Below are 3,257 nucleotides of genomic sequence, written 5' to 3'. Positions count from 1 at the left end.
CTTCTTAATAGCTATTTGTCTCCGATAAATAATTATAGAGTATAGTCATGAATTGAGGGGCGGGGTTTTAATGAAATTGTCTTTACGTGTTAGGCTAGTCTTGTTGTCTTTGGTTCCACTTATGTTTTATGCATTTACTGGGCTTTATTTGCTCAATGAGCAATGGCGTGTGTTGAATGACATGACAGATCGTATTTATGAAACTTCTAATCAAGTAGACACATTAGTATTAAACGCGGATAGGGATATGTATCAGGCCTATCAAGCTTACTTGAGAGTGGAATCCGGTACTTTGGATCAAGTAAATGCAGACGCTGCTCGAGCGGAGTTAGCCGAAAATATAAAACAAGTTGAAGACAGGGTAGGAGAAGCGCAAGCCATTTTATATGAGAAAGGACTTCAGAACTTAGCAGAAGGGGAAACTGAGCGCAGCATAAACCAAATTTTAATTGAGTTTAAGGCTAATTTTAATTTCTGGTCAGTTGCAGCGGTAAAAGCAGCAGCGGATGGAAAGAACAATTTTCAAAATAAACAGATCGATAATAGCTTCTTAACAAGCCGTACAGGGATTGATGAAATCGGTCAAAATATTAAAATTTATGCACAAACCACGATTACTGATATTACAAATGAGCTTAGAAAAACGCAGCTTACTCTCTTAATCTGCATCATTGCAGTTACATTAGTTATATTAATTGCTATGTACTTTACAGTGCGTCATATAATGAAGACAATCAGGAGTGTTGTATTTAAGACACAGCGAGTAGCAGAAGGGGATTTAACGGTTCTTCCGGATCAGAAATACAGCAAGGATGAGCTTGGCCGTATTTCGCAATCGGTGGATCATATGATTGAAGCTACAAAGCAGCTGATTAGCGGTATTGCTAGCAACGCAGCTGAAGTGACCAATTCAACTGATCAGTTAACGACTGCATCTAAGGAATCTGCAGACGCAGCAGAGCATGTCGCTCAAAATATTCAGGAAGTAGCGAGTGGCTCAGAAGTACAAGCTAGAGGTGCGGAGGAAACATCTAGAGCGATCGAAGAGATGACGATAGGCATTCAACGAATCGCAGAAAACACAGCCTCAATTGCCGATAAATCATCTTCAACCTCTAAGCAGGCTGAACTTGGTCATGAAGCGCTGCTCCGGTTAATTGATCAAATGAGCGAGGTAACCTCAGTAACTGGCAAACTATCGAATACAATTGAAACGCTTGAGCATCGTTCCAAGGAGATAGGTGCAATTGCCGAGAATATAACAAGTTTTTCAAACCAAACGAATATTTTGTCGCTGAACGCATCAATAGAAGCAGCTCGTGCAGGCGAACACGGCAGAGGTTTTGCGGTCGTTGCAGGAGAGATTCGGAAGCTGGCAGCGGGATCCCTTGCATCTGCTGACGGGATACATCAACTCGTGGATATTACCCGAAGTGAAATTGCAGGAGCTTCGGCATATATGTCGCAAACGGTTCTGGAAATGGAGCGAGGCAGCGCGCGGGTAGGCGAGGTTCGTCAGAACTTGGATGTCATTGTTGCTTCTATTACACAGATGAGTGAGCAGATTCATGAAAATTCTGCAATTACTCAGCAAATGTCAGCCAGCTCGGAGCAAGTAAGCGCCTCAATGCAGCAAACGGCTGCTACAGCTGCCGTTAATCTGGAGAAGACAGAAAATGTTGCTGCCGCAACGGAAGAGCAGCTTGCTTTGATGGATAACATTTCTTCAGCAGCTGTTCATTTAGAGGAAATTGTACGCGATTTGGATCTTGCTATTTCTCATTTCAAGGTGAAGTAAGATAATGTAAAAGCTGTTTTTTATGCGGAGTTTAAGCCTTCGCTAAAAGCAGCTTTTTTTGTTCGAAAAAGGTTTTAAAAAGTTGTTTAAATTTGACGTAACTTTTTGAGCATGTCCTACGTCTATCATGTAAGATGAGAATTATGAAAGTTGGTTGAGGAGGGATCGGAAGCGCTAATGGCCATTCCGCAGGAAGAAGAACAGAAGGTAGAAGAGCAGTTAGAAACGACTGAGGAAAGACGCGATCTGCTTAAAGTTATTGATGTAGAGCGAACGTTCCAGGTTGGAGGAACTCCGCTGCCTGTACTGAAGGGCATCAATATGGAGCTTAAGGAGCGTCAATTAGTTATGCTCAGAGGCAGATCAGGCTCTGGCAAGACGACGCTGCTGAATTGCTTGGGCGGGCTTGATACGCCAAGCAAAGGAGAGATTTTGTTTAACGGTTTGAAGTTTCACAGCATGAGCGATGACCAACGCACTTTAGTTAGGCGAAAGCACATGGGCTTTATATTTCAAGCCTTCGCACTTATGCCGCTATTGTCCGCACGTGAGAATGTGGAGCTGTCTCTTCGGATGGCTGGTGTACCACGAGCGGAATGGAAGGATAGAGTTACGCAATGTCTTGAACTAGTTGGTTTGGAGCGCCGAATGAATCATCGACCCTTCGAGCTTTCCGGCGGTGAGCAGCAGCGGGTCGCAATTGCTAAGGCGATCGCCCATAAACCAATGCTGCTGCTTGCTGACGAACCGACGGCAGAGCTTGATACTGGCATGTCAGCTCAAATTATGGCGGTTTTCCAAAATATTATTCGCACTGAACAAGTTTCTATTTGTATGACTACACATGATCCTACGATTTTGGAGGTTGCTGACATTGTCTATGAAATGGTGGACGGAAAATTTATTTAAGCGTTCAATGGTTGTTGTATTAAGTGCTTCATTGGTGCTTTCAAGCGGGTGCTCATTGCTTCCCGCAGAAGATGAAGAAGAGGTTATACCTGAGATTGCCCCTGCACAAATATCCAAGAAACCTGAGTATGAGGTAACGACGACGACATTAGAAACTTCGATACCGCTGATCGGCAAGCTTATCTCTTTGGAAGAAGAGACGATGTTTTTCACATTGGACGGCAAGAATTTGAAGGAGTTGAATGTGAAAGTAGGAACAACTGTAAAAGCCGGTCAAGTGATAGGTCAGCTGGACGTTGATGTACTGGTCAAAAGCTTGCGGCAAGAGCGGCTTTCATTTAGGAAAGTCGAAAATGAGATGAAAGACACGCTTCGCCAGCGTGATGAAATGGATCCGATTGAATTCGAAGGTAAGCTGATTGCTTTTGAAGAACAGAAGCAGAAGCTAGTCGATATGGAAGAGGAAATCGGGAAAGCGACATTAAAAGCTCCATTTGCCGGAACGATTGTATCGCTTAACGTGCAGAAGGGCGATTTGATTAAAGCCTAT

The 3,257-nt window shown here is 43.5% G+C and carries 3 protein-coding genes; all 3 read left to right on the top strand.

The window, feature by feature from the left end; translation table 11 throughout:
* Positions 1 to 70: 70 nt before the first annotated feature.
* Positions 71 to 1,798, top strand: coding sequence for a methyl-accepting chemotaxis protein (locus AC1DSE_RS33100; protein WP_477510090.1), 1,728 nt, complete (start codon positions 71 to 73; stop codon positions 1,796 to 1,798).
* Positions 1,799 to 1,975: 177 nt separating this feature from the next.
* On the top strand, positions 1,976 to 2,707 hold the full coding sequence (locus AC1DSE_RS33095; RefSeq protein ID WP_441883032.1) for an ABC transporter ATP-binding protein: 732 nt from the start codon (positions 1,976 to 1,978) through the stop codon (positions 2,705 to 2,707).
* Positions 2,679 to 3,257 (top strand): efflux RND transporter periplasmic adaptor subunit (locus AC1DSE_RS33090; protein ID WP_477528902.1); only part of this gene is annotated, 579 nt, incomplete at its 3' end. The genes AC1DSE_RS33095 and AC1DSE_RS33090, both read left to right, overlap by 29 nt.

The organism is Paenibacillus sp. 01L418, assembly GCF_056400045.1.
The sequence above is the reverse complement of the archived record's forward strand: the minus strand, read 5'-3'. Positions and strand labels throughout refer to the sequence as shown.